The organism is Xanthomonas bonasiae (genome assembly GCF_017163705.1).
Taxonomy (GTDB): domain Bacteria; phylum Pseudomonadota; class Gammaproteobacteria; order Xanthomonadales; family Xanthomonadaceae; genus Xanthomonas_A; species Xanthomonas_A bonasiae.
Map to the genome: position 1 here is coordinate 1 of NZ_JAFIWB010000023.1, position 21,577 is coordinate 21,577.

Annotated in this window: 21 protein-coding genes; 9 read left to right on the top strand and 12 right to left on the bottom strand. The window is 69.9% G+C overall.

The window, feature by feature from the left end:
• The 4 genes from JR064_RS17010 to JR064_RS17025 form a co-directional block, all read right to left on the bottom strand.
• Nucleotides 1–875: TPM domain-containing protein (locus tag JR064_RS17010; RefSeq protein WP_425510309.1), on the bottom strand; the 875-nt coding region annotated here is incomplete at its 3' end.
• Between the two features lie 184 nt (nt 876–1,059).
• Nucleotides 1,060–1,707 (bottom strand): LemA family protein, encoded by a 648-nt coding sequence (locus tag JR064_RS17015; protein WP_206230532.1) that lies wholly within the window; start codon nt 1,705–1,707, stop codon nt 1,060–1,062.
• Nucleotides 1,708–1,783: 76 nt separating this feature from the next.
• Nucleotides 1,784–2,533, bottom strand: coding sequence for a TerC family protein (locus JR064_RS17020; protein ID WP_206230533.1), 750 nt, complete (start codon nt 2,531–2,533; stop codon nt 1,784–1,786).
• A 39-nt stretch (nt 2,534–2,572) separates the two neighbouring features.
• Nucleotides 2,573–2,953 (bottom strand): diacylglycerol kinase, encoded by a 381-nt coding sequence (locus JR064_RS17025; RefSeq protein WP_179568285.1) that lies wholly within the window; start codon nt 2,951–2,953, stop codon nt 2,573–2,575.
• Between the two features lie 202 nt (nt 2,954–3,155).
• Between JR064_RS17025 and JR064_RS17030 the strand changes: the two genes are divergently transcribed.
• The gene (locus JR064_RS17030; protein WP_206230534.1) at nt 3,156–3,863 is read left to right on the top strand and encodes an SGNH/GDSL hydrolase family protein; all 708 of its coding nucleotides are present in this window, start codon (nt 3,156–3,158) and stop codon (nt 3,861–3,863) included.
• 52 nt (nt 3,864–3,915) lie between these two features.
• Here JR064_RS17030 and JR064_RS17035 read toward each other — a convergent pair whose 3' ends face one another.
• The 3 genes from JR064_RS17035 to JR064_RS17045 all read right to left on the bottom strand — a co-directional run bounded on the left by JR064_RS17035 (nt 3,916) and on the right by JR064_RS17045 (nt 6,794).
• On the bottom strand, nt 3,916–5,196 hold the full coding sequence (locus JR064_RS17035) for a sensor histidine kinase (protein WP_206230535.1): 1,281 nt from the start codon (nt 5,194–5,196) through the stop codon (nt 3,916–3,918).
• Nucleotides 5,197–5,322: 126 nt separating this feature from the next.
• Nucleotides 5,323–6,036 carry a response regulator transcription factor gene (locus JR064_RS17040; protein WP_003481607.1) on the bottom strand — a complete coding sequence of 238 codons (714 nt, stop codon included), beginning with the start codon at nt 6,034–6,036 and terminating at the stop codon, nt 5,323–5,325.
• Between the two features lie 92 nt (nt 6,037–6,128).
• A complete protein-coding gene (locus JR064_RS17045; RefSeq protein ID WP_206230536.1) occupies nt 6,129–6,794 on the bottom strand; it encodes an arylesterase in 666 nt (221 codons plus the stop codon).
• A gap of 125 nt (nt 6,795–6,919) precedes the next feature.
• On the opposite strand from JR064_RS17045, the gene JR064_RS17050 reads away from it, so the two are divergent.
• The 7 genes from JR064_RS17050 to JR064_RS17080 all read left to right on the top strand — a co-directional run bounded on the left by JR064_RS17050 (nt 6,920) and on the right by JR064_RS17080 (nt 14,600).
• The gene (locus JR064_RS17050; protein WP_004426017.1) at nt 6,920–7,522 is read left to right on the top strand and encodes an ABC transporter ATP-binding protein; all 603 of its coding nucleotides are present in this window, start codon (nt 6,920–6,922) and stop codon (nt 7,520–7,522) included.
• A complete protein-coding gene (locus JR064_RS17055; protein ID WP_206230537.1) occupies nt 7,519–10,002 on the top strand; it encodes an ABC transporter permease in 2,484 nt (827 codons plus the stop codon). The genes JR064_RS17050 and JR064_RS17055 overlap by 4 nt, the downstream gene beginning before the upstream one ends.
• Before the next feature lie 275 nt (nt 10,003–10,277).
• Entirely contained in the window at nt 10,278–11,171 is an 894-nt protein-coding gene (locus tag JR064_RS17060) for a TauD/TfdA dioxygenase family protein (protein WP_179568305.1), read from the top strand.
• Nucleotides 11,172–11,226: 55 nt separating this feature from the next.
• On the top strand, nt 11,227–12,291 hold the full coding sequence (locus JR064_RS17065) for an ABC transporter substrate-binding protein (RefSeq protein WP_241093139.1): 1,065 nt from the start codon (nt 11,227–11,229) through the stop codon (nt 12,289–12,291).
• Between the two features lies 1 nt (nt 12,292).
• Nucleotides 12,293–13,156, top strand: coding sequence for an ABC transporter ATP-binding protein (locus tag JR064_RS17070; protein ID WP_206230538.1), 864 nt, complete (start codon nt 12,293–12,295; stop codon nt 13,154–13,156).
• The gene (locus tag JR064_RS17075; RefSeq protein ID WP_206230539.1) at nt 13,153–14,022 is read left to right on the top strand and encodes an ABC transporter permease subunit; all 870 of its coding nucleotides are present in this window, start codon (nt 13,153–13,155) and stop codon (nt 14,020–14,022) included. Before JR064_RS17070 ends, JR064_RS17075 begins: the two co-directional genes overlap by 4 nt.
• 236 nt (nt 14,023–14,258) lie before the next feature.
• Nucleotides 14,259–14,600: a GIY-YIG nuclease family protein gene (locus JR064_RS17080; protein ID WP_225209910.1), complete on the top strand. Its 342-nt coding sequence runs from the start codon at nt 14,259–14,261 to the stop codon at nt 14,598–14,600.
• Nucleotides 14,601–14,694: 94 nt separating this feature from the next.
• Here the strand turns inward: JR064_RS17080 and JR064_RS17085 are convergent, their stop codons facing one another.
• From JR064_RS17085 to JR064_RS17105, 5 genes are all read right to left on the bottom strand, one after another.
• On the bottom strand, nt 14,695–15,624 hold the full coding sequence (locus tag JR064_RS17085; protein WP_206230540.1) for a DUF6607 family protein: 930 nt from the start codon (nt 15,622–15,624) through the stop codon (nt 14,695–14,697).
• 46 nt (nt 15,625–15,670) lie between these two features.
• A complete protein-coding gene (locus tag JR064_RS17090; protein ID WP_206230541.1) occupies nt 15,671–16,267 on the bottom strand; it encodes a ChuX/HutX family heme-like substrate-binding protein in 597 nt (198 codons plus the stop codon).
• A gap of 6 nt (nt 16,268–16,273) precedes the next feature.
• On the bottom strand, nt 16,274–18,499 hold the full coding sequence (locus JR064_RS17095) for a TonB-dependent hemoglobin/transferrin/lactoferrin family receptor (protein ID WP_206230542.1): 2,226 nt from the start codon (nt 18,497–18,499) through the stop codon (nt 16,274–16,276).
• 173 nt (nt 18,500–18,672) lie between these two features.
• Nucleotides 18,673–18,873, bottom strand: coding sequence for a hemin uptake protein HemP (gene hemP, locus JR064_RS17100; RefSeq protein WP_179568321.1), 201 nt, complete (start codon nt 18,871–18,873; stop codon nt 18,673–18,675).
• 190 nt (nt 18,874–19,063) lie between these two features.
• The gene (locus JR064_RS17105; RefSeq protein WP_206230543.1) at nt 19,064–20,035 is read right to left on the bottom strand and encodes an aldo/keto reductase; all 972 of its coding nucleotides are present in this window, start codon (nt 20,033–20,035) and stop codon (nt 19,064–19,066) included.
• Nucleotides 20,036–20,236: 201 nt separating this feature from the next.
• Here JR064_RS17105 and JR064_RS17110 point away from each other — a divergent pair, with 201 nt between their 5' ends.
• Complete coding sequence (locus JR064_RS17110; protein WP_179568325.1) at nt 20,237–21,535, top strand: NupC/NupG family nucleoside CNT transporter; 1,299 nt, start codon at nt 20,237–20,239, stop codon at nt 21,533–21,535.
• Nucleotides 21,536–21,577: the final 42 nt, after the last annotated feature.

Sequence of the window (21,577 nt, forward strand, 5' to 3'; positions counted from 1 at the left end):
CCTCCGAAACCACCGCCACCGAAGCCGCCGAAGCCGCCCCCGAATCCGCCGCCACCCCAACCACCGCCGCCACCGCCACCGACCGAGCGGCCCGGCGAGATGCCCGACAGCAGGCCCAGCACCAGCCCGATGGCGCCGGTCAGCGCGCCGACGAACAGCGACAGGCTCAGCAACAGGCCCACGCCGCCGCCGGCGAGCGCCGCCAGCACGCCGCGCAGCAGCCGCGGCGCGCGCGCGAACAGCAGTTGCGCGACGAAGGCGGCGAACAGCCCGGCGAAGAACCCCAACGGCAGCTTGCCGCCGGAGCGCGCCTCGGCCGCATGCGTGCTCACCGGCGGCGGCAACTGTTCGCCGTCGATCAGCTTGACCAGCATCGCGGTGGCCTCGGCGATGCCGCCGGCGTAGTCGCCGGCGCGGAACCGCGGCGCCAGGTACTCCTGGATGATGCGGTTGGCGGTGGCATCGGGGATCGCGCCTTCCAGGCCGTAGCCGGGCTGGATGCGCACGCGCCGATCGTCCTTGGCCACCACCAGCAGCACGCCGTCGTCCACGCCCTTGCGACCGATCTGCCACTGGTCGAACACGCGCTGGGTGTACTGCTCGATCGTCTCCGGCGCAGTGGTCGCGACCACCAGCACCTGCAGCTGGCTGCCCTTGCGCTGCTGCAACTGCACCGCCTGCTGCTCCAGCGCAAGGCGCTGGGTCGGCTGCAGGGTGCCGGTGGTGTCGACCACCGGCGTGTCCAGCGGCGGGATCGGCGCTTCGCTGGCCGCCTGCGCCCACGCCAGCAGCGGCAACAGCGCCAGCAGCAGCATCCCGATCCAGGCATGCCGGCCGCGGCGCACAGGGCGGTGGCGGGTGGTCGTATCGCGCATTGCAGACTCCTGCCGGCGCGATCGCGCGGCGGCATCGAAGGGAGCACACCGCAGCGGCGGCGTGGCCCGGGAAGCGGCCGGCTGGCTTACGACACCAACCGGGATGCACGAACCGGCCGCAGGCCGCAGCGCGGACCGGTGCGCAGCGGCGCCATCGTCGGCACCGCCATGCGCTGCAGTGCGCTTACTGCGCCGGCGCCGGCTGCGGCGCCTGCTGCGGTTGCGCTTGCGGAGCGGTCTGCGCCGGCTGGCCACCGAAATTCACCGCCGGCGCCTCGGAGATCTGCGCTTCGTTGGCCACGGAGAAGTTCGGCTTTTCCTTGTAGCCGAAGATCTTCGAGGTGATCACCTGCGGGAACGAGCGGATGTAGGTGTTGTAGTCCTGCACCGCCTCGATGTAGCGGCCGCGGGCCACGGTGATGCGGTTCTCGGTGCCTTCCAGCTGCGCCTGCAGGTCGCGGAACGACTGGTCGGACTTGAGGTTGGGATAGTTCTCGGTGACCACCAGCAGCCGCGACAGCGCGCTGGACAGCTGGCCCTGGGCCTGCTGGAACTGCTGCAGCGACGCCGCATCGTCGGCGTTGACCTGGACCTGGCCGACCCGCGCGCGCGCGTTGGTCACGTCGGTCAGCACCTGCCGCTCCTGGTCGGCATAGCCCTTGACCGTGTTGACCAGATTCGGGATCAGGTCGGCGCGGCGCTTGTACTGGTTCAGCACCTCGGACCAGCCGGCCTTGACCGCCTCGTCCTTCTGCTGGATCGCGTTGTAGCCGCAGCCGGACAGCAGCGCCACCACGGCGGCGAGGAACAAGGAACGGGACAACAGGCGCATGGTGCTCTCCGGCATGAAGACAGGGCGCAGCTTGCCACGCCCCCCGTGAAAACGCAGCCGCGACTGGGTCAGCCGTTCACCACTTGCCGGCGCCGGGCACGTTGTGCGCGGCGGCGCGGCGGCGCATCAGCAGGTTCAGCCATTCCACCAGCACCGAGAAGCCCATCGCCGCGTAGATGTAGGGCTTGGGCACGTGCACGTCCAGGCCGTCCAGGATCAGCACCACGCCGATCATCAGGATGAACGCCAGCGCCAGCATCTTCACCGTCGGGTTGGCGTCGATGAAGCGGCCCAGCGGGTTGGCCGCCAGCAGCATCACCGCCACCGCCAGCAGCACCGCCGCCACCATCACCGGGATGTGCTGCGCCATGCCGACCGCGGTGATCACCGAATCCAGCGAGAACACGATGTCGATCACCGCGATCTGCGCGATCACCATCCAGAACACGCCGGAGGCCTTGCTGGTGGTCGGGTCGGCGTCTTCGCCGCCGGTGATCATCTCGCGGATCTCCATCGTGCCCTTCACCAGCAGGAACACGCCGCCGACGATCAGCACCAGGTCGCGCACCGAGATGCCCATGCCGGCGACGCTGAACAGCTCGCCCTGCATCCGCGCCAGGAACGCCAGCGACACCAGCAGCGCGATGCGGGTCAGGCACGCCACCGCGATACCGAACTTGCGCGCGGCCGGGCGTTGCGCCTCGGGCAGCTTGCCCACCGCGATGGAGATGAACACCAGGTTGTCGATGCCCAGCACGATTTCCAACGCGCTCAGCGTCAGCAGCGTCAGCCAGGTGTTGGGATCGGCGAGAAACTCGAAAGCCATGGGGTCGAATCCTTTAACGGTAAAAAAGACAGGCGGATGTCACAGCACGCGCGGCAGCAGGATCAGGCCCCAACACAGCACGACATTGGCCAGCATCAGCAGCACCGCCGCCGAGCCCATGTCCTTGGCGCGGCCGGCCAGTTCGTGGTGTTCCGGGCCATAGCGCTCGATCACCGCCTCGATCGCGGAATTGAGCAGTTCCACCGCCAGCACCAGCAGCAGCGAGCCGATCATCAGCGCCTGCTGCACCGCTCCATCGCCCAGCCACAGCGCCAGCGGCGCCAGCAGCACGAACAGGCACACTTCCAGCCGGAACGAGGATTCGTGCAGCCAGGCCGCGCGCAGACCCTGGTACGACCAGCGCAGCGCCATCAGCATCCGGCGCGGTCCGCGCGGCAGGTGCCCGAATTGGTCGGCCATGGCTCAGGCCCGGCCTGGGGAACGAAGACGCGACGGCGACGGCCGGAAGGGAACGGTCATGGGCGATGGCGAAGCGGGCTAGGCGCCAATTTTGCCACAAGCCCCCGTTCGCCGCTGAGCCGGGCCGCCGCCGGCGGCGGATTTGCCTGCGGCGCGGCGCCTGCGGCACCATCGCCGCTCCGTTGTCGTTAGGAGGTGCTTCATGCCCCGTTCACCGCTGCGCACCGCGCTGCTCGCCACCTGCCTGTTCCTGCTGGGCCTGCAGTCGGCCCTGGCGCTCACCCTGATGCCCCCGCCGCAGATTCCGCAACAGGTCTCCAGCCCGGACTGGGAACAGGACATGCAGCGCTTCGCCCAGGCCGATGCCGCGCATCCGCCCAAGCCCGGCGGCGTGCTGTTCGTCGGCAGTTCCTCGATCCGCTTCTGGACCTCGCTGGCCAGCGATTTCCCCGGCGTGAACACGCTCAACCGCGGCTTCGGCGGCTCGGAGATCCGCGACAGCACCTGGTATGCCGACCGCATCGTGGTGCCGTACCGACCGCGCCTGGTCGTGTTCTACGCCGGCGACAACGACCTCAACAGCGGCCGCAGCCCGCAGCAGCTGCGCGACGACTTCCTGGCCTTCGTCACGCGGGTGCGCCGCGACCTGCCCACCACCCGCATCGCCTACATCTCGATCAAGCCGAGCCCGGCGCGCGCGGCGCTGCTGCCGCAGGTGGCCGAAGCCAATGCGCTGATCCGCAAGGCCGCCGCCGGACTGAAGCGGGTGGACTTCATCGACGTGTCCACGCCGATGCTCGGCGCCGACGGGCAACCGCGCGGCGAACTGTTCGGCCCGGACCACCTGCACATGAACGCCGCCGGCTATGCGCTGTGGCGCGACATCGTGCGGCCCTATCTGAAGCGCTGAACGCGCTGCGCCGGCGCAGCACACGCCGCCGCGCGCCAGGCGATCCGCTCGCTCACTTGACCGGATCGAACCTGACCGTGGCGGTGGTGCCGCCGCCTTCGGCGCTTTCCAGCCCGATCCGCCAGCCGAAGCGCTCGCACAGCCGGCGCACGATCGACAGGCCCAGCCCGGTGCCCTGCGGGCGGTCCGGTTCGGCACGGAAAAACGGCTCGAACGCGCGCTGCAACGCTTCGTGCGACATGCCGATGCCGGTGTCGCGAATGCTGATCCGGTCGCTGTCGATCTCGACCACGATGCTGCCGGCGTCGGTATAGCTGCAGGCGTTGCGCAGCAGGTTGCTGACCACCACGTGCAGCACCCGCGGCGGCGCGTGCAGGCGCGTGGCGGCGAGCACGCTGACGCTCAGCGTCACCGGCTTGCCGGTCAACAGCTCGCGCGCATTCTCGACTTCGTACTCGACCACGTCGGCGACCTCGAAGGTCTCGCTCTGCGGCACCACGTCCGCCTCGCGCGCCAGGATCAGGAACGCGTCGATCACCGCCTCCATGTCGCGGCCGGCGCGCTGGATGCGCTGCAGGCTGCGGCCCAGCCGCGGCGGCAGGTCGGGATCGGTCATCGCGATGTCGCTGGCGACGCGGATCACGGTCAGCGGCGTGCGCAATTCGTGGCTGGCGTCGCGGGTGAAGTTGCGCTCGCGCGACACGTGGTCGGTGACGCGCAGGGCCAGCGCATGCAGCGCGGCGGCCAGTTGCCGCGATTCGCCCTGCACGTCGGCCGGCAGGTTTTCCGGCGCCAGGTCGGCGGTGGACGGATGCCGCGGATCCCATTGCGACACGCGCCGCGCCAGCCAGTTCACCGGCGACAGCAGGCGCCGCGAGGCGCGATGGGTCAGCCACCCCACCACCACCACCGCGACCAGGGTCAGCAGCGCCGGCACGATGCCGAACCAGAACGCCAGGCGCTGCGCCTGCGCGCGCAGGAACACCAGGTACAGGCGCCCGGCCTTGGTGTCGTCGACCAGGACCATCTCGCCGCCGGGGCGGTTCTCGTGCAGGCCGGGCTCCAGGCCGCGCAGATTCGCCGGCACCGCCGCATCCGATTGCCCGGCGGGCACCAGGTAGCCGTGCAAGGTGTGGCTGTTCGGCGGCGGTTGCGAGGGAGACTGCGCGTACAGGCGCCAATAGTGCGCGGCTTCCTGCCGCATCACCGACCCCACCAGCGAGTGCTGCACGACCGCCACCACCAGGTAACTGCCCAACGCGACGATGCAGCCAGCGAACAGGATCCGGGCGATCAGGGCAAGGCGGATTTTGCGCGGCAAACCGTGCGGCATTACAGCTTCCGTGTGACGTCGCCGCGATTATAGGAGGGCGAATGGTGAATCCGCCGTGCAAGCAGGCCCCGTTGCCGGGGTCTGCCGCGTAACGAACGCCGGCCTCTCAACGAAAGCCGGCGCCGCTCAGCTCATCGGCTGGGCGATGTCGGCGATGCGGTAGCCGGCGCTCTGCACGGTGTGCAGCAACGGCCGGTCGAACGGCTTGTCGATGATCTTGCGCAGGTTGTACAGATGGCTGCGCAGCGTGTCCGAATCGGGCAGGCCGTTGCCCCAGATCTCGCGCTCGATCTCCTGGCGGGTGACCACGCGCGGCGATTCGCGCATCAGGATGGTCAGCAGGCGCAGGCCGATCGGCGACAGCTGCAGCTCGGTGCCGGCACGGGTCGCCCGCATGCTCACCGGATCCAGCACCAGATCGGCCACCTTCAGCACTTCCGAGCCCACCTGGCGGCGCTCGCGGCGGATCAACGCACGCAGCCGCGCTTCCAGTTCTTGGATCGCGAACGGCTTGGTCAGATAATCGTCCGCGCCGAAGCCCAGGCCGGTGAGCTTGTCGTCGAGCGTGTCGCGCGCGGTCAGCATCAGCACCGGCGTGGACTTGCGCGCGTCGTTGCGCAAACGGCGACACACCTCGATGCCGTCCAGGCGCGGCAGCATCAGGTCCAGCACCACCACGTCGTAGCTGTTCTCTGCCGCCAGGCGATAGCCGTCCAGGCCATCGCAGGCGTAATCCACTTCGAATCCGCGGCCTTCCAGGTATTCGCCGATCATTTCGGAGATGTTGCGGTTGTCCTCGACGACCAGAACGAGTCCGGAGGTTTCCTTGGTCTGACGCATAGAGCTTCCTCAGTCTTCAGCTTTGTGAAACATGCCGGAAACCCGGTGGTGACCGCGTGAAGACCGCTTCATATGCCTGACCGGCGCAAGAATCACCCGCCGATCAAGGGTTTGAGCTTGGGCCACACATTGTCCAGCACCTTCGGCTGGCCGGCGGCGGTGGGATGCAGGCCGTCGTCCTGCATCAGCGCCGGGTTCAGCGCCACGCCTTCCAGCAGGAACGGCAGCAACCCGGTCTGGTACTGTTTGGCCAGGTCGGCGTAGACCGCACGCAACCGCTGCCGGTAGGCCGGCCCGTAGTTCGGCGGCACGTCGATCCCCAGCAACAAGACCTTCGCGCCGGCATTACGGCTGAGCACGATCATCTTCTCCAGATTGCCGCGCAGCTCCGCCGGGGTCAGCCCGCGCAGCGCGTCGTTGCCGCCGAGTTCGATCACCACCACCGCCGGCCGGTGCTTGAGCAGCAGCGCCGGCAGCCGGGTCAGCGCGCCGGAAGAGGTCTCGCCGCTGATGCTGGCATTGACTACGGCCGGTGGCGCCTGCATCTGTTGTTGCAGGCGGCGCTCCAGCAGCGCCACCCAGCCGGACTGGACCGGGATGTTGTGCGCAGCGCTGAGGCTGTCGCCGACCACCAGCACCGGCCCCGTCGCACCTTTGGCACAGGCGATGGCGGGCAGCAGCAGACACCATGCCAGACAGGCCCAGAGCCAGGCGCTGCGCGTCCAGGCCGGCGTTCCTTTCGTATCGTTGCCACGCATCCGGAGATTTCCTCATCGACAGTCTGGCCCCCACTCCCCGCACCGGCATCGCGATCGACGTACGCGATGTCGGCAAATCCGTCAGCGGACCGGAGGGCACGGTCCACATTCTCGACAACGTCGGATTGACCATCGGTGAAGGCGACAGCGTCGCCATCGTCGGCGCCTCCGGTTCCGGCAAGACCACCCTGCTCGGCCTGCTCGCCGGCCTGGACCTGCCGACGCGCGGCGAGATCGTGCTCGCCGGGCAGTCGCTCAACGCGCTGGACGAGGAAGCGCGCGCCGCCCTGCGCGCGCGCGAAGTCGGCTTCGTGTTCCAGAGCTTCCACCTGCTGCCGTCGCTGACCGCCGCCGAAAACATCGCGCTGCCGCTGGAACTGGCCGGGCGCGAGGACCCGGCGCGGGTGCGCGAGGTGCTGGAGGCGGTCGGCCTGACCGCGCGGGCGCGGCACTACCCGCGGCAGCTGTCCGGCGGCGAGCAGCAGCGCGTGGCGCTGGCGCGCGCATTCGTGGCGCGGCCGCGGATCCTGTTCGCCGACGAACCTACCGGCAGCCTCGACCAGGCCACCGGCCAGCAGATCAGCGACCTGCTGTTCGCGCTCAACGCCGGCAGCGACACCACGCTGGTGCTGGTCACCCACGACCTGCGCCTGGCGCAGCGTTGCGAACACCGCTACCGGCTCGACCGCGGGCGCCTGCGCCAGGCCGAAGCGGTGGCCGACGCATGAACGTGCTGCGCCACGCCGCGCGCGCGCTGCGCCGCGAGCTGTTCGCCGGCGACCTGCTGACCGTGTTCGCCGCACTGGTGCTGGGCGTGGCGGTGATGACCGCGGTCGGCACCCTGGTCGATCGCGTCACCCTGGCGCTGACCGGCAGCGCCGCCGAGGTGATCGGCGGCGACCTCGGCGTGACCGGGCGCCAGGACATCCCCGCCGCGTTCGCCGAAGAGGCGCAGCGCCGCGGCGTGCGCCACACGCGCTTGGTCAGCTTTCCCAGCGTGCTGTTCCATGGCGACGCCAGCCAGATGGCCAACATCAAGGCGGTCGATGTCGGCTATCCGTTGCGCGGCGAATTGCGGGTCGCGCGCGACACCGCCGGCGCCGGCAGCGAGCGCGCCGGCCCGCCGCCGCGCGGCCAGGCCTACGCCGATCCGCGCCTGCTCGAGGCGCTGGGACTGAAGCTCGGCGACGATCTGGAATTCGGCGCCGGCACGCTGCGCGTGACCCGGGTGCTGCGCGCCGAGCCGGACGCCTCCGGCGAACTGATGCAGCTGTCGCCGCCACTGCTGGTCAACCGCGCCGACGTCGATGCCGCCGGCCTGCTCGGCCCCGGCAGCCGCGCCTCGTACCGGCTGATGTTCGCCGGCGCCCCGGGCGAGATCGCCGCGCTGCGCGAATGGCTGCAGCCGCGCGCCAAGGCGTTCCGCCTGGTCGGCATCGAGGACACCCAGCGCGGCGTGCGTGGTGCGTTCGACCGCGCCGGCCGTTTCCTGGCACTGACAGCCTTGCTGGCGGTGCTGCTGGCCGGCGTCGCCACCGCGCTGGCCGCCAACCGCTTCGCGCTGCGCCGCATCGACAGCGTGGCGGTGCTGCGCTGCCTGGGCGCGCGCCAGCGCGACATCCTCGGCGCGCTGGCGCTGCAGTTGCTGTTGCTGGCGATCCCGGCCTGCGCGCTCGGCGTGGGCCTGGGCATGCTGGCGCAGATCGGCCTGGTCGAAGCGCTGGGCAGCCTGATCCCGAACCGGCTGCCGCTGCCGCAGGCGACCCCGGCGCTGGCCGGCGCCGGCATCGGCCTGTTGCTGCTGCTCGGCTTCGGCCTGCCGCCGCTGCTGCGGCTGCGCAACGTGCCGCCGATGCGCGTGCTCAACCGCAGCTTCGCCGCGCTGCCGCCGACCTCGCTGCTGGTCTACGCAGCCGCATTGGTCGCCACCGTGGTGCTGGCGGTGTACGCCACCGGCGATGGCGTGCTCGCGGCCTGGGTGCTGGGCGGGCTGACCCTGCTGGCCGCGCTCGCCGCAGCGGTCGGCGGCCTGCTGCTGGCCCTGCTGCGGCGGTTGCAGTCGCGCCTGCGCGGGCCGTGGAAGCTGGGCCTGGCCGCGCTGACCCGGCGCCGCGCGCTGAGCGTGGTGCAACTGGTCGGACTGTCGCTGTCGCTGTGCGCGTTGCTGCTGCTGGCGGTGATCGGCCCGGGCCTGCTCGGCCAGTGGCGCGACCGGCTGCCGGCGGACACGCCGAACTACTTCCTGATGAACATCCAGCCCGACCAGGCCGAGCACGTGCTCGGCACGCTGCGCGGACTCGGCGTCACCGACGCGGCGGTGGAGCCGTTCAGCACCGGCAAGCTGGTGGCGATCAACGGCAAGCCGCCGCAGCGCCAGGAGCAGGGCCCGGAGGACGATGGCGATGGCGTCGATCGCCCAATCAACTTCTCCTGGCGGCATGCATTCCCCGCCGCCAACCGCCTGCTGTCCGGCCGTTTCTGGGCCGCCGACAGCACCGCGGCGGAAGCGTCGGTGGAGGAAGCCTGGGCACAGCGCTACGGCCTCAAGCTCGGCGACCGCATCACCCTGCTGCTCGGCGAGCAGCAGCGCAGCTTCACCGTCACCAGCGTGCGCAAGGCCGACTGGGATTCGTTCCGGGTCAATTTCTTCCTGTTGCTCAACGCCGGCGCGGTACAGGACGCACCGTACAACCTGATCTCCGCGTTCCACCTGCCGCGCGGTTCCGCAGCGCAGTTGAGCGGCCTCAGCCGCACCTATCCGAACGTGTCGCTGCTGGACATCGACGCGATCCTGGGGCGGGTGCGCGAGGTGATCGACCAGGTGGCGCAGGCGGTGCAGCTGGTGATGGGCTTCAGCCTGCTGGCCGGCGTGCTGGTGTTGCTGGCGGCGCTGCAGGCCACCGCCGGCGAGCGCCGCTACGACAGCGCGGTGCTGCGCACGCTGGGCGCGCGCCGCGGCCAGTTGCGCGGCGCGGTGCTGGTGGAATTCGGCGCGCTCGGCCTGCTGGCGGCGATCCTGGCGGTCGGCGCGGCGGCGGGGATCGGCGTGGTCGTGGCGAAACAGGCGTTCCAGCTGACGCTGTCGCCGCCGTGGCCGGCACTGCTGCTGGGCGGGGTCGGCGGCGTGCTGCTGAGCCTGCTCGCCGGCTGGTCGGGCACGCGCCGCATCCTGCGCACGCCGCCGGCACTGGCGCTGCGCGAGAACTGAGCGCACTGCGGCGCAGCCCGGCATGCGGGTCGCGGCGATGAGGTAGGTCTCGACGAATGCTTGCTCGCGGCCGGCGACGACGATGTGCACCGCCGATAGAACTCGGCGGTGCACTACGAATCCCCAATCCCCAATCCCGCGCAAGCAACATATGCCGGTTGCGTATAAGCACCATCCGAATCGTTGCTTCAGCGCACGCCTGACCCTGCCTACAGTGCAATCGATGCCGCGTGCCGTGCGCGCGGCGCTGCATCCTTCGCAGACGAGGTCAGACGATGGCACGCGCCTCCACCGCAACACGGCCTGCCCCCGCGACATCGGCGGTCCGCATCGAACCGTTCGCTGCGCCGCTGGGCGCGCAGGTGCTGGGCCTGGACCTGTCGCAACCGCTGGACGCGGCCACGTTCGCGCTGCTGCATCGCGCGCATCTGCACTATCACGTGCTGGTGTTCCGCGATCAGCGCATCACCCCGGCGCAGCAAGTGGCCTTCAGCCGCCGCTTCGGCCCGTTGCAGATCCATGTGCTGCGCCAGTTCCAGCTGCGCGAGCAGCCGGAAGTGCTGGTGGTGTCCAACATCAAGGAGAACGGCCAGCCGATCGGGCTGGGCGACGCCGGGCACTACTGGCACTCGGACCTGTCGTACAAGCCGACCCCGAGCCTGGGCTCGATGCTGCTGGCGCAGGAGCTGCCGGCCGAGGGCGGCGACACCCTGTTCGCCAACCAGCACCTGGCCTGGGACACGCTGCCGCCGGAACTGCAGCGCGCGGTCGACGGCCGCCTGGCCGAGCACAGCTACCTGGCCAAGTACGAAGCGCTGCGTGCGCGCAATCCGTGGCGTCCGCCGCTGACCCAGGCGCAGATCGACGAGGTGGCGCCGGTGCGCCATCCGATCGTGCGCACCCATCCGGAAACCGGGCGCCGCGCGCTGTTCGTCAGCGAACACTTCACCACCCGCATCGTCGGCCTGCCGCAGGACGAAAGCGATGCGCTGCTGCAGGCCCTGTTCGCCCATAGCAGCGCCGATCCGCTGGTCTACCGGCATCGCTGGCAGGCGCACGACATGGTGTTCTGGGACAACCGCGCGGTCACCCACCTGGCCGGCGGCACCCCGGACCATCTGCGCCGGCGCCTGCACCGCACCACCATCGAAGGCGACGTGCCGTTCTAGGCCAGCAACAGCGCACCGCCCCGCCACTCCGCCCTTCCCCGCAACGGAGCGACGCATGACCGCTTTCGATTCACCTGCTGTTTCCCTGGCCGCAGCGCGGTCCGCTGCCGTGCCGCAGCGCCGGCCGCTCTGGTGCGCCGCCGCGCTGCTGGCGATCGCACTGCTGCACAGCCTGCCGGCGCACGCCGAAGGCCGGCTGCGCATCGCCAAGCAGTACGGCATCGTCTACCTGCTGCTGGACGTGGCCCAGCAGCAGAAGCTGATCGAGAAGCACGGCAAGGCCGCCGGCATCGACATCGCGGTGGAAACCGTGCAGCTGTCCGGCGGCGCCGCCGCCAACGACGCGTTGCTGTCCGGCTCGATCGACGTGGCCGGCGCCGGGGTCGGCCCGCTGTTCACGCTGTGGGACCGCACCCGCGGGCGCCAGAACGTGCGCGGCGTGGCCTCGCTGGGCAACTTTCCCTACTACCTGATCAGCAACGATCCGCGGATCAAGACCCTGGACGACTTCGGCCCGCGCGACCGCATCGCGGTGCCGGCGGTCGGCGTGTCGGTGCAATCGCGGCTGCTGCAGCACGCCTCGGCGCAGCGCTGGGGCGAGAAGGCCTACAACCGGCTGGATACGCAGCAGGTGGCGTTGCCGCATCCCGACGCGGCCGCGGCGATCATCCGCGGCGGCACCGAGATCACCGCGCACTTCGCCAGCCCGCCGTTCCAGGAGCAGGAACTGGCGCGCAATCCGAAGGCGCACATCGTGCTGGACTCGTACGCGATCGAAGGCGGCCCGACCTCGGCCACGGTGCTGTACGCCACCGAGAAATTCCGCCGCGACAATCCCAAGACCTACCAGGCCTTCGTCGCCGCGCTGGCCGAGGCCGCCAGCTTCGTGCAGCGCCAGCCGGAACAGGCGGCGGACCTGTTCGTGCGCGCCAACGGCGGCAAGATCGACCGCGCGCTGGTGCTGCGCATCCTCAAGGACCCGAAGGTGCAGTTCAAGACCGCACCGCAGAACACGCTCAAGCTCGGCCAGTTCCTGTACCGGATCGGCGCGATCAAGCAGGCGCCCGGCGCGGTCAAGGAGTATTTCTTCGACAGCGCGCAGGTCGCCGGAGGCAGCTGAGATGAGCGCATTCGCACTGGCGCCGGCGCCGCTGCTGCAGGTCGAGCGGGTCAGCCTGGAATACGCCACCGGACAGCGCGTGGTGCGTGCCACGCACCAGGTCAGCTTCGACGTGTACGCCGGCGACCGCCTGGTCCTGCTGGGCCCGTCCGGATGCGGCAAATCGACCCTGCTCAAGGCCATCGCCGGCTTCGTCGCACCGAGCGAGGGACAGATCCGCCTGGACGGACAGACGCTGCGCGCGCCGGGACCGGACCGGGTGGTGGTGTTCCAGGAGTTCGACCAGCTGGCGCCATGGAAGACGGTGCGCCAGAACGTCACCTTCGGCCTGCGCGCGGCGCGCAAGCTGGGGCGTCGCGAAGCGGCCGAGCGCGCGGACCACTACCTGCAGAAGGTCGGGTTGTCCGCGTTCGCCGATGCCTATCCGCACACCTTGTCCGGCGGCATGAAGCAGCGCGTGGCGATCGCGCGGGCGCTGGCGATGCAGCCGCGCGTGCTGCTGATGGACGAGCCGTTCGCCGCGCTCGACGCGCTGACCCGCCAGCGCATGCAGGAACAGGTGCTGGAACTGTGGGACGAGTTGCGCTTCACCCTGCTGTTCGTGACCCATTCGATCGACGAGGCCTTGCTGGTCGGCAACCGCGTGGTGCTGCTGTCGCCGCATCCGGGCCAGGTCCGCGCCGAACTCAATAGCCATGGCTTCGGCCCGGCCAGTCTCGGCAGTGCGCCGTTCCAGCAGGCCGCGCAACGCATTCACCGGCTGCTGTTCGACCCGCCCGGCGGCGACGCCTCTGCCTCCGAGGCGGCCGCCGGGAACGTGGCGCCGTTGCGCCGGCGCGCGCCGCTGCGCGAGGTCGCGCCGTGAGCGCCGCCGCGCCGCTGCGGCCGCCGATCCGCGCCGAGTACGAACGCCCGGTCGTTGCCTACGTCGCGACCGCATCGCCGCTGGCGCTGCCGCAGCGGCGGCTGCCGGACTGGCTGCGCCAGGCGCTGATCCTGCTCGCGCTGGCCGGAGTGTGGGAAGCGGCCGCGTACTGGCTCGACGACGACCTGCTGCTGCCGGGCTTCGTGCAGACCGCACGCGCGTTCGCCGACGGGCTGTGGTCGGGCGAACTGCCGGGCCGCGTCGGCGCCTCGCTGCGCCTGCTGGCGCAAGGCTATGCGCTGGGCGTGGTACTGGCCTTCGCGCTGACCGCGCTGGCGGTCTCGACCCGGATCGGCCGCGACCTGCTGGGCACGCTGACCGCGATGTTCAATCCGCTGCCGGCGATCGCCCTGCTGCCGCTGGCGCTGCTGTGGTTCGGCCTGGGCAACGGCAGCCTGGTGTTCGTGCTGGTGCACGCGGTGGTGTGGCCGCTGGCGCTGAACACCTACGCCGGCTTCCAGGGCGTGCCGGAGACATTGCGCATGGCCGGGCGCAATTATGGATTGCGCGGGCTGCGCTACGTCGTCGCGATCCTGGTGCCGGCCGCGCTGCCGGCGATCCTGTCCGGCCTGAAGATCGCCTGGGCCTTCGCCTGGCGCACGCTGATCGCCGCCGAACTGGTGTTCGGCGCCACCTCCGGCCAGGGCGGCCTGGGCTGGTACATCTTCCAGAACCGCAACGAGCTGTACACCGACCGCGTGTTCGCCGGGCTGGCGATGGTGATCCTGCTCGGCCTGCTGGTGGAAGGCGCCGGCTTCCGCGTGCTGGAGCGGCTCACCGTGCGCCGCTGGGGCATGCAGCGCTGAGACGCTGAGCGGCACAAGCCCGCTGCGCGCAGCGGGCGCGGAACTTGACGGCCGCCCTCGCCTTCGCCGAGCATCGCGGCGACTGCCGCTGCCGCTTCGTGCGCAGATCGGCCCGCGCCCGGTCAGCATCGGCGAGCACGAGGACCATGCCGGCAAGCGACAGTCCATCGCACAGCGCGTCCGCCCCAGCGAACGCGGTCGTTGCACGCAACGGCGTGCCGTACCTGGCCTGCATCATGGCCGAGACCCGCAGCGGCCCGTATTACATCGCCACCGCACCGACGCCGCAGGCGCTCGATGGCTTGGGCAAGACCCTGCGCGAGCGCAACAGCGTGCGCGGGCAAACCGAAGATCCGGTCGCGATCCTTGCGGTGTGGTACGAGGAGTGCGAGAACGAAGTGGCCGCCTTGCTCCGCGCCGCGGAGATCTCCCGGCTCAGCCATTGCTGGCAACGCGGCCTGATCGAGTCGTTCAACCCGCAGTGGCTCGACCTCAGCGGGCTATCGGTCGGTTTTCCATGGATCTTCACCCTGCCCGAGCGCAAGGGATTGAGCTACCACCTGGTGACCGACCTGTAGCCCGGCGCCGCGGCGCGCTGCCTGCGCGGGCAAAAAAAGGGAAGGCGCCAGTCCCGGCCACCTTCCCACCCTGGCGCTGCGCCGGCAGCGGCGTTCAACGCTCGGCGGGCGCCGGCTCCACCCACTGCGCGAACACCGCGGCGATCCTGGCATCGGCCACCGGCTTGCCCTGCTGCACCGCCTCGGCCTGCTCGAACAGCGGCATGATCATCGCCATGCCGTCGAGCTTGGTCTTCAGGTGCACGCCCGGCGGCTTGCCGAGGAAGGCGTCCCAGTGCGCGCGCACCTTGGCCCAGTAGCCTTGCGTCGCCTTCCAGTAGGCGTAGGCCGGCGTGAAGTCGACCTCCTCGGTCTTGACGTAGTCGTTGAAGCCGAATTCGCGCGCGATCGGCTGCTGGCTGCCGTCGGGCTTGCGCAACACCTTGGTGTTGAACTGCTCGTGGGTCCAGCCGGCCGGGGTCAGCGTGTGCCGGTTGATCACCGCCAGCGCGTTGTAGTCGCTGCGCTTGGTGTATTCGCGGCGCGGCAACGGACGCCAGCTCAGGTCGCTGGTCCAGGTCGGGTGGCCGTCGGCGTAGTCCCAGCGGCCGGTGCCGCAGTAGCGCGGCGCGTCGCTGACTTCGTACACGCATTGGGTCCAGGCGCCGCGGGTCGCGGCAGCGGCGAGCGGGCGCACCTGCCAGGTCTGGTCGGCGCTGAATTCGAAACGCTGCGGCGCCTCGTAGCTCCAGTCCTGGCGCCAGTGCTTGGTCACGTGGCCGCTCTTGGTGTCGACCAGCAGATGCTGCAGCACCACCTTGCGCGGGCTGTCCTCGACCACGATCACCACTTCGTTGGCGCCGCTGCGCATCGCCGGCGCGCGCTCGTACCCGGGCTTGAGCAGGACGGTCTCGTCGAAGGCGAAATCCACCATGTACTCGCCTTGCATCGCCAGGATGCTGGTGCGGTCGCGTTGCGGATCGGCGTCCTGGGCGTGGGCCAGGCCGGTAGCGGCGAGCAGGAGCAGCAGAAGCGGTGATTTCATCGTCGTGGTCGGTCGCGGTAGCTGAGGAAGAAAGGAGAACTGCGCCCTACAGGCGCAGCAGCGGCCACGGCCGTTGCGGATCGTGGCGCGCGGCCGCCAGGCCGGCGCGGGCGCAGCAGCAGTCGTCGACCAGCACTTCGCCCTCGGCCGCCTCCAGCCGCGCGATGCGCCGGGCGATGCTGGCGCCCAGCGGCGACACGCTGGCGACGCTGGCCGCCAATTCGCCGTCGCTGGCGTGCAGGCGCAGCGCCCGCGCGCGCCAGCTGTCGCCGCTCAGGCGGCCGGCCACGCGTCGCCACAGGCGTTCGGCGACGCCGGCATCGGCGCTGCCGCTGTGCACCGCGGGCAACGTGGACAGCAAGGCGTCCCAGGCGACGAAATCGCTGTCCGGCAGCAGGTACAGGCGCCAGCAGCAGCGTTCCTGGCGATCGTAGAAACACAGGCTTTCGAGCAATCCGTCGCTGTCCACGCCGAGCTGCGCGCCGACGCGCAGCGCATGGTTCCAGCCCATCAGTTCCGTGCCCAGCTGCGCGCGGTACAGGCATAGAACGGTGCCCAGCGCCGCCAGCTGCGCCGGGCGCGGCAGCGGCGCGGATGCGGCGATCCGGGTCGCGTCGGTGGTCGCTGGCGCCGCCTTGCCCATGCGCCGCTACCAGTCCAGCGCCAGGCTGACCGAGACGTTGCGTCCGGCGCCGGTGTAGCGGTCCAGCACCGCGCTGCTGGCCAGGGTCGCGCTGGGCAGGGTGTTCCAGTCGATGTAGCGGCGATCGGCCAGGTTGAACACGCCGACGTTGAGCCGCGCGCCGGGGGTGAAGTTCCAGTGCGCCAGCAGGTCCAGCGTCGCATAGCCGGACGGCGTGTAGTACGTCGCCGACGCCGGGCGTTTCTTCTTCGCCACGAAGGTGCCGACCAGTTGCGTGCCCCAGGTCTCGCGGTCGTAGGCCAGGCCGAGCACGCCGCGCAGCGGATCGATCGAGTTCAGCGGCGTGGCGTCGGTCTTGTTGTCGCCACGCGCATAGGCGGCGCTGGAATGCAGCGACCACCCGGCCCAGCGCGCGGACAGCGCGCCGAAGTCGACGCCGGCCTTGGCCTCCACGCCCTTGATCACCACGTGATCGACGTTGCGCGACTGGTACAGCATCAGCCCGTCGGCGTTGTAGCCGACGAAGCTGTAGGACTCGATGAAGTCGCGGTAGTCGTTGTAGTAGCCGCTCAGGCCGAAATACCCGGCCGCCGCGGTGTAGCGCAGGCCCAGCTCGGCGCCCTTGCTGGTCTCCGGCTTCAGGTCCGGATTGGCGATGGCGGTATAGCCGAACTGCAGGTTGGTGAAGCCGATATTGACGTCGTTGTAGGGCGGCGCGCGGAAGCCGTGCGCGTAGTTGGCGTACAGCGACCACGCATCGTCGATACGCCAGATCGCGCCGAGCTTGGGCGAGACGTTGCTGTCGGTGACCTTCTCCGCGGCCACGCCGGGGTTGTCGACGGCGAAGATCGCATCGACCTGCGGCGACAGCCGGTAGTAGTCCACGCGCAGGCCCGGAATCAGGCTGAAGCGGCCATCGGCCAGGCGCATCTCGTCCTGCAGGTAGGCGCCGGCCTTGGTGGTCTCGGTGACCGGGAAATCGCGCACCGGGAACGTCTCCACGCCCACGGTCTTGCTGATCGCGCCGGTGGTCAGGTTCTGCGCGTAGCCATCGCGCTTTTCGTGGGTGTCGCTCCACGACAGGTCGATGCCGTAGCTGAAATCGTGGACCACGCGGCCCTGGTCCACCTGCTTGTGCAGGTTGGCCTGCAGCCCGTACAGGCGCTGGTCGAAGTCGTGCTCCATGTGCCGCAGGGTGTTGTTGCTGCGCCGCTCGTCGGTGCGTTGCAGGCTTTCGCTGTCCTGCCGGTACAGCTGCCACTGCAGGTCGTCGGCGAGCAGCGTGTCGAGCTGGTCCACTTCGTGGGTCAGCGACACGCGGGCGCGGGTCTGATGGTCGCGACCGCGCTGCGACAGGATGCTGGAAGTGACGTTGCTCAACGCATCGATGCTGGAGTAGTCCTCGTTGCCCTCCACGGTCAGCTTGAAGCGCTGGTTCGCGCTCGGCGCGTACACCAGCTTGCTGAGCAGGCTGCGGCCGTCGCTGCTGAGCGGATTGGGCGCGGTGCGCGCCGCGCCGGTGCTGCGGTTGTCGCCCTGGGTCTCGCTTTCCTGGCCCTGGCGGTGGCTGACCGCGGCCATGCCGCTCCAGCGCTCGCCGCCGAACGCGACCAGCGCGCCGGCGAACAGGCCGTTCCATTCGCTTTCGTAGCCGAATTTCAGGCCCACGTAGCTGTTCTTGCCCGGCGCCAGGTAGTCGGCCGGGTCCTTGGTCACGTAGGCGACCACGCCGCCGAGCGCATCGGAGCCGTACAGCGAACTGGCCGGGCCGCGCACGATCTCGACACGCTTGAGCGTTTCCATATCGACGAAGTTGCGGTTGGCGTTGAGATAGCTGCCGAAGCTGAAGGTGTCCGCGACCGGGATGCCGTCGGTCAGCATCAGCACGCGGTTGCCGTCCAGGCCGCGGATGCGGATGCCGCCGATGCCGCTGAAGCGGCCGCTGTTGCCGGTGACCGAGACGCCGGGGCTGTAGCGCAGCAGGTCTTTCAGGTCGTAGACCAGTTCCTGGTCCATCTGCTCGCGATCGATGACATCGACGCTGCTGGGGACATCGACGATGGCGCGCTGGGTGCGCGTGGCGGTGACCTGCAGGCGGTCGAAGTCGCGCGGCGTGGCGGAACTGGATGCATCGACGGCATCGACGGCATCGGTGGCGTCGACGGGTGCGGCATGCGCGCAGGCGGCCAGGGCCAGCCACAGCGCGCCGGTGAGCGGAGCGGTACGGATCATGGAAGTCATCGGTGGGTCGCGAAAAAATCCCGGCCACGCCGGCGCATGCCGGCGCAAGGGCCGAGGAGAGAAACGGTCGCGACTGCGGGCGGCCGCAGCGGACCCATCGGGTCCGGCCAGGTGGCGGCAGTGTCGAGCGGGTGGCGTGGCCGCGCGCTGCGCGGCCGGCCGGCTTACTTGGTCAGGATCAGCTTGTCGTTGCTGGTATGGCGCAGGCGATACACGCGGTCGCCATGCTGGATCAGCACTTCGCGGCGCCCCTTGAGCAGCGCTTCGCTGCCGATCGTCTCTTCGACCGGGACCGCGCGCGGCAGCGCACGCTCGCGCAGGCTCAGGGTTTCGGGGTGACGCAACAGGACGGGTTGAGCGGTCATGGTCGGGCTCCGTACACAGGGGTCGATACGGATGATAATGATTCTCAATAATTAAGCAAGAGCCGTTCTCGTTTGTAGCGATTCAAGCTGCGAATAGGAAATCGAGCTTCGACAGTCCCGACGAATCGACCATTGCGCACGGCTCTCGCGAGCCGTGCGCACACGCACTTCGCGCCGAAGCGGCGCCGGCTCAGGCCACCGCCGCCTCGACCTGCGCCCACCACGCCGGATCCTCGCGCGCGGCCAACGGCAGCGCCTCGAAGTTCTGCAGCAACTGGGCGACGCGGCTGGCGCCGAGGATCACCGTGGACACGTGCGGGTTGCGCAGGCACCAGGCGATCGCCAGCGCCGCCGGCGCCACGCCTTCGGCGGCCGCCAGCGCGGTGAAACGGCGTGCGCGCTCCACGCGGCGCTGCGCGGGCGGCCCGATCACCTCCTCGTGCAGCCAGGCGTTGCCGGCCTGGCCCAGGCGCGAGGCCGGGTCGATGCCGTCGTTGTACTTGCCGGTCAGCAGGCCCGAGGCCAGCGGCGACCAGATCGTGGTGCCCAGGCCGAGTTCGGCGTACAGCGGCGCGTATTCGCGCTCCACGCGCTGGCGGTGCAGCAGGTTGTACTGCGGCTGCTCCATCGACGGCCCCTGCAGGCCGAGCGCCTGCGCCACCTGCGCCGCTTCGCGGATGCGTTCGGCCGGCCATTCGGAGGTGCCCCAGTACAGCACCTTGCCCTGCCGGACCAGCGCGTCCATCGCGCGCACGGTTTCCTCCACCGGCGTGTCGGCGTCGGGACGATGGCAGTAGTACAGGTCCAGATAGTCCACCCGCAGCCGCTTCAGCGCGGCATGGCAGGCGTCGGTGACGTGCTTGCGCGACAGCCCGCGCTGGGTCGGGCGCGGTGCGTCGACCGCACCGAAGTACACCTTGCTGGACACGCAATAGCCGTCGCGCGGCAGCCGCAGGTCGGCGATCACATCGCCCATCACCTGCTCGGCGCGGCCCCGCGCGTAGACCTCGGCGTTGTCGAAGAAGTTGACCCCGTGGTCCCAGGCGGCGGCGATCAGGTTGCGCGCTTCGTCGCGGCCGATCTGTCCGCCGAAGTTGATCCAGGCGCCGAACGACAGCGCCGACAGCTGCAGGCCGGTGGCGCCAAGGCGACGGTAATGCATGCGAATTCCTCCTGCGGTGCGAGCCGGCGAACGTGGCCGGCGGGCGGCCGCACAGTGTAGCGAGGCGACCGGCACGTGCCCGCACTCCACGCACTGCCTTGATCGGCAACCGATTTCCGGCGCTGAACGGGGTTTGCCTTGCCGCCCGTCACCCCCTGCACTACGCTCCCTCTCTTTGGTCCGGCGATCCAGGGGAAGCAGATGGTCGAGGGTTTGGGGAGGATCGGCTTCGGCCTGTTCGGGTTGGCGGTGCTGATCGGGATCACCTGGTTGTTCTCGAACAACAAGCGCGCGGTGGATTGGAAGCTGGTCGCGACCGGCCTGGTCCTGCAGATCGGCTTCGCCTCGCTGGTGCTGCTGGTGCCGGGCGGGCGCGAGGTCTTCAACTGGCTGGGACAGCTGTTCGTGAAGGTGCTGAGCTTCGTCAACGAAGGCTCCAACTTCATCTTCGGCAGCCTGATGGACACCACCAGCAACGGCTTCATCTTCGCCTTCCAGGTGCTGCCGACGATCATCTTCTTCTCCGCGCTGATGGGCGTGCTCTACCACCTGGGGGTGATGCAGGCGGTGGTGCGGGTGATGGCCTGGGCGATCACCAAGGTGATGCGCGTGTCCGGCGCGGAGACCACCAGCGTCTGCGCCAGCGTGTTCATCGGCCAGACCGAGGCGCCGCTGACGGTGCGCCCGTACATTCCGAAGATGACCGAGTCCGAATTGCTGACGATGATGATCGGCGGCATGGCCCACATCGCCGGCGGCGTGCTCGCCGCCTACGTGGGCATGCTCGGCGGCAGCGATCCGGAGCAGCAGGCGTTCTACGCCAAGCACCTGCTGGCGGCGAGCATCATGGCCGCGCCGGCGACGCTGGTGGTGGCCAAGCTGCTGATCCCGGAGACCGGCACGCCGCTGACCCGCGGCACGGTCAAGATGGAAGTGGAGAAGACCACCAGCAACATCATCGACGCGGCCGCCGCCGGCGCCGGCGACGGCCTGCGCCTGGCGCTGAACATCGGCGCGATGCTGCTGGCGTTCATCGCACTGATCGCGCTGGTCAACGCGCCGCTGACCTGGTTCGGCGACGTCACCGGCCTGGCCGCGGCGATCGGCCGCCCGACCAACCTGTCCACCATCTTCGGCTACCTGCTGGCGCCGATCGCCTGGGTGATCGGCACGCCGTGGGCGGACGCGACCACGGTCGGCTCGCTGATCGGGCAGAAGGTCGTGATCAACGAGTTCGTCGCCTACAGCGAGCTGTCGAAAATCGTCAAGGGCGAGATCCCCGGCATGCAGCTGAGCGAGGAAGGCCGGCTGATCGCCACCTACGCGCTGTGCGGCTTCGCCAACTTCAGCTCGATCGCGATCCAGATCGGCGGCATCGGCGGGCTGGCCCCGGAGCGGCGCCAGGACCTGGCGCGGTTCGGCCTGCGCGCGGTGCTCGGCGGTTCGATCGCCACCTTCATGACCGCCACCATCGCCGGCGTGCTGTCGCACTTCGGCTGATGCGATTCCCCTTTCCCCAGTACTTGTTGAGAAGCAGCACAT

Coding starts and splice junctions, on each gene's coding strand:
- JR064_RS17015 (WP_206230532.1), bottom strand. CDS start 1,707: ATGCGCCTGTTGTCCCGTTCCTTGTTCCTCGCCGCCGTGGTGGCGCTG.
- JR064_RS17020 (WP_206230533.1), bottom strand. CDS start 2,533: ATGGCTTTCGAGTTTCTCGCCGATCCCAACACCTGGCTGACGCTGCTG.
- JR064_RS17025 (WP_179568285.1), bottom strand. CDS start 2,953: ATGGCCGACCAATTCGGGCACCTGCCGCGCGGACCGCGCCGGATGCTG.
- JR064_RS17030 (WP_206230534.1), top strand. CDS start 3,156: ATGCCCCGTTCACCGCTGCGCACCGCGCTGCTCGCCACCTGCCTGTTC.
- JR064_RS17035 (WP_206230535.1), bottom strand. CDS start 5,196: ATGCCGCACGGTTTGCCGCGCAAAATCCGCCTTGCCCTGATCGCCCGG.
- JR064_RS17040 (WP_003481607.1), bottom strand. CDS start 6,036: ATGCGTCAGACCAAGGAAACCTCCGGACTCGTTCTGGTCGTCGAGGAC.
- JR064_RS17045 (WP_206230536.1), bottom strand. CDS start 6,794: ATGCGTGGCAACGATACGAAAGGAACGCCGGCCTGGACGCGCAGCGCC.
- JR064_RS17055 (WP_206230537.1), top strand. CDS start 7,519: ATGAACGTGCTGCGCCACGCCGCGCGCGCGCTGCGCCGCGAGCTGTTC.
- JR064_RS17060 (WP_179568305.1), top strand. CDS start 10,278: ATGGCACGCGCCTCCACCGCAACACGGCCTGCCCCCGCGACATCGGCG.
- JR064_RS17065 (WP_241093139.1), top strand. CDS start 11,227: ATGACCGCTTTCGATTCACCTGCTGTTTCCCTGGCCGCAGCGCGGTCC.
- JR064_RS17070 (WP_206230538.1), top strand. CDS start 12,293: ATGAGCGCATTCGCACTGGCGCCGGCGCCGCTGCTGCAGGTCGAGCGG.
- JR064_RS17080 (WP_225209910.1), top strand. CDS start 14,259: ATGGCCGAGACCCGCAGCGGCCCGTATTACATCGCCACCGCACCGACG.
- JR064_RS17085 (WP_206230540.1), bottom strand. CDS start 15,624: ATGAAATCACCGCTTCTGCTGCTCCTGCTCGCCGCTACCGGCCTGGCC.
- JR064_RS17090 (WP_206230541.1), bottom strand. CDS start 16,267: ATGGGCAAGGCGGCGCCAGCGACCACCGACGCGACCCGGATCGCCGCA.
- JR064_RS17095 (WP_206230542.1), bottom strand. CDS start 18,499: ATGATCCGTACCGCTCCGCTCACCGGCGCGCTGTGGCTGGCCCTGGCC.
- hemP (WP_179568321.1), bottom strand. CDS start 18,873: ATGACCGCTCAACCCGTCCTGTTGCGTCACCCCGAAACCCTGAGCCTG.
- JR064_RS17105 (WP_206230543.1), bottom strand. CDS start 20,035: ATGCATTACCGTCGCCTTGGCGCCACCGGCCTGCAGCTGTCGGCGCTG.
- JR064_RS17110 (WP_179568325.1), top strand. CDS start 20,237: ATGGTCGAGGGTTTGGGGAGGATCGGCTTCGGCCTGTTCGGGTTGGCG.